The sequence below is a fragment of the Legionella tunisiensis genome (genome assembly GCF_000308315.1).
Classification (GTDB): Bacteria; Pseudomonadota; Gammaproteobacteria; order Legionellales; family Legionellaceae; genus Tatlockia; species Tatlockia tunisiensis.
This window is the reverse complement of the sequence record NZ_CALJ01000233.1, coordinates 1-3,113: the sequence shown is the minus strand read 5'-3', so window position 1 is coordinate 3,113 and position 3,113 is coordinate 1. Positions and strand designations below refer to the sequence as shown.

Genomic DNA, 3,113 nt, shown 5'->3' with positions numbered 1-3,113 from the left:
GTTCGGAAAGCCAAAAAACATAAGGACTTGCAAGAGTAAGAGCTGTTAATAGTGTTAACAGCATACCTGGATGGATTAACTTAATACGATAGCTGTCAATGGAAATGGCGCTAAGCAATAAGATAGAAAGAAACAATAGATAATTAAATTTAGCAAGAAATCCTATGCCAATAATAAGGCCAAACATTAGATACCAAATTGCTTTTGGCAGGCGTGAAGGAGCAATTAACCAATACCAGGTAAGGCAGGTGGCAAATAACACCAAAACTGAATGGGTATTATCCTTTATCAGATCAAGACTAATGGCTGGTATCAGGGTCCAAGATAAGGTAGCACACCAGGCCAAAGCATTATTTGGGCAATGTAAACGGCAAATTTGATGGAAATAGTAAAAGCAGCCAAATAGCAGGCTGCATTTTAATAATGCTAGACTTAATAAATTAAAACCAAATAGTTTGAAAAAAATACTGTAGCCAGGAATAAAGAGGAGGTTGATCAGGATAGCCTGGTAACAGTTGCTGCGCTACAATGACTTGCTCTGCCTCATCTAATTCAAGTAAGTTCCCGCGTAAAAAAGACGAAGTACAAGAATAAGAAGAGTAAGAAAAAAGAATAGCTGCCGGTCGTTCAAGCCAATAAGAAGATTTCCTCATCCTTTAGACCATCTTGATTGCTAAAAATAATTAAGTATAACGTATGAGAGAAATTTCTACTGCTACTTATTCGAGAAAATTAATTATCGATAATTTGTCATTCTTGGTGATTTTACCGATAATGAAAACATTTAGTTTACGAGACGATAATGATTATTTCTGTTTATGGAGTTGGTTATGTAGGTTAGTATCTGTTGTTTGTTTGGTCACGAGTTATGTGTACTTATATTGTCCCTCATTGTTTCAATACTAGTAGTTAATCAATTTATGATTCCATTCATGGATAAAGCATCTGCCAGGAGGTATTGATGATGCAAATAAAAAAGCTGTTTTCCCTGTAGCAGGTTTAGGCTCGCGGTTTTTACCGGCTACTAAAGCAAATCCTAAGGAAATGTTGCCTATAGTAGATAAACCGTTGATTCAGTATGCTGTTGAAGAAGCTGTACGGGCTGGTATTAATCATATGATTTTTATTACCAGTTCGAGTAAACGGGCAATTGAAGATCATTTTGATAATCATTTTGAATTAGAAGTGCGTCTGAAGGAACAAGGCAAAGAAGCGTTACTTGAGGTCGTAAAAAATATTTCACCGCCAGGTATACAGTTTACGTATGTTAGACAGAATCAACCTTTGGGTTTAGGGCACGCTGTACTTTGTGCAGAGCATATAGTAGGAGAAGAGCCTTTTGCTATTTTGTTGGCAGATGATCTAATAGACGATTCCAAATTACCTTGTCTTTCCGCAATGGTTAATTATTTCCATAAAGATAGTCATTCAGTGATGGCAGTTCAACCAGTACCCTGGCATGATGTGCATCAATATGGAGTAGTACGTGTTGAGAATGCTAACACTGATTATTCTTCGATAGTTAAGATCGTTGAGAAACCAACGATGGAGCTTGCTCCCTCCAATCTTGCTGCTGTCGGGCGTTATATTTTTACTCCAGCAATTTTTTCTTGCTTGAAGAAAGTATCGCCTGATCATCGGGGAGAAATTCAATTAACGGATGGTATTCAGCGCTTGTTAACTGAGCAAAAAGTTCACGCTTACCAATTTCATGGCAGGCGCTACGACTGTGGTTCAAAACTAGGTTATTTACAGGCCACAGTGGAGCTAAGCAGAGCACATCCAGAGATTGGAGAAGCCTTTAATGATTATTTGGAGTCTTTAAACGAACGTTAAGCAAGTTCTAACTTGAACTTGAGCCACTATCTCTGGCAAGATGCTGACTGATTTGATATTCCAGTGAGGACCTATGAAAACTCTGGTTGCAGTGAAGCGTGTGGTAGACCCTTATGTCAAAGTCCGGGTTAAGCCGGATAACAGCGGGGTAGAAACACAAAATGTCAAAATGTCTATGAATCCCTTTGATGAAATAGCGATAGAAGAAGCAGTTCGATTACAGGAGCAAAAACTTGTAACCGAAATTGTAGCGGTAACAGTAGGTACCGATGCGAGCCAAGAGACTTTACGTCATGCCTTAGCTCTTGGCGCTGATCGCGCAATTCTTATCCGTAGTGAGAAACATTTTTGTAGTCTTAATATTGCCAAGATTCTGCAAAAAATTACGCTTGATGAAAAACCTGATTTAATTTTAATGGGCAAACAATCTATTGATGGTGACAATAATCAAACACCGCAAATGCTTGCTGCTTTATTAAATTGGCCACAAGCGACTTTCGCGTCAAAGCTCAACATGAATGGACGAGCTATAGAAGTGACACGTGAAATTGATGGTGGTTTGGAAACTTTGGCAATGGAGCTCCCAGCAATAGTCAGTACCGATTTGCGCTTGAATGAGCCGCGCTATGCCAGTTTACCTAATATTATGAAAGCGAAGCGTAAGCAACTTGATATTATCGAACTCGATTCTATGGGATTAAATTTGAAAGAGCATATTCAAGTGCTGACTGTGGCTAGCCCAGCGGCTCGTTCTGGTGGCGTTAAACTAAATTCCGTTGAAGAGTTACTCAATAAATTACAACATGAAGCCAAAGTGCTTTAATTAGGAGGAACTATGAGCACTTTAGTAATCGTTGAACATGATAATAAAATAATGCATCCGGCAACACGTAATACAGTTGCTGCTGCCATGCAACTAAAAGAAAATCCAGTTTTACTGGTTGTTGGTCATCAATGTCAAACAGTCGCTGAACAGGCTGCAACAATAGCAGGTGTTCATGCGGTTTGGTTAGTTGACAGTGCTGCTTATGCCCATCAATTAGCTGAAAATATGAGTGAATTAGTCATTGGTATGGCTTCATCCTTTTCAGCCATCATAGCACCAGCTTCTACCTTTGGTAAAAATATAACACCCCGCATTGCTGCCAAACTTGATGTGACTCAGATTTCTGATGTAAGTCGAGTGATTGATAAAAACACTTTTGAGCATCCCATTTATGCAGGTAATGCAATTGAAACGGTTCGTGTTTTAGATAGTATAAAAGTACTGACTATTC

General features: G+C 38.8%; 4 protein-coding genes and 1 pseudogene. 3 read left to right on the top strand and 2 right to left on the bottom strand.

The window, feature by feature from the left end:
- On the bottom strand, positions 1-409 hold a 409-nt coding region (locus BN58_RS28785; protein ID WP_232220645.1), incomplete at its 3' end, for a glycosyltransferase family 39 protein.
- A gap of 31 nt (positions 410-440) precedes the next feature.
- Positions 441-653, bottom strand: coding sequence for a hypothetical protein (locus BN58_RS28780; RefSeq protein ID WP_019217369.1), 213 nt, complete (start codon positions 651-653; stop codon positions 441-443).
- Between the two features lie 304 nt (positions 654-957).
- On the opposite strand from BN58_RS28780, the gene galU reads away from it, so the two are divergent.
- From galU to BN58_RS14020, 3 genes and pseudogenes are all read left to right on the top strand, one after another.
- On the top strand, positions 958-1,836 hold the full coding sequence (gene galU, locus BN58_RS14030) for a UTP--glucose-1-phosphate uridylyltransferase GalU (RefSeq protein ID WP_040916578.1): 879 nt from the start codon (positions 958-960) through the stop codon (positions 1,834-1,836).
- Positions 1,837-1,909: 73 nt separating this feature from the next.
- Complete coding sequence (locus BN58_RS14025) at positions 1,910-2,659, top strand: electron transfer flavoprotein subunit beta/FixA family protein (protein ID WP_019217367.1); 750 nt, start codon at positions 1,910-1,912, stop codon at positions 2,657-2,659.
- A 12-nt stretch (positions 2,660-2,671) separates the two neighbouring features.
- Positions 2,672-3,113: pseudogene (locus tag BN58_RS14020) on the top strand (electron transfer flavoprotein subunit alpha/FixB family protein); the annotation flags it as partial.

Coding starts and splice junctions, on each gene's coding strand:
- BN58_RS14025 (WP_019217367.1), top strand. CDS start 1,910: ATGAAAACTCTGGTTGCAGTGAAGCGTGTGGTAGACCCTTATGTCAAA.
- BN58_RS28780 (WP_019217369.1), bottom strand. CDS start 653: ATGAGGAAATCTTCTTATTGGCTTGAACGACCGGCAGCTATTCTTTTT.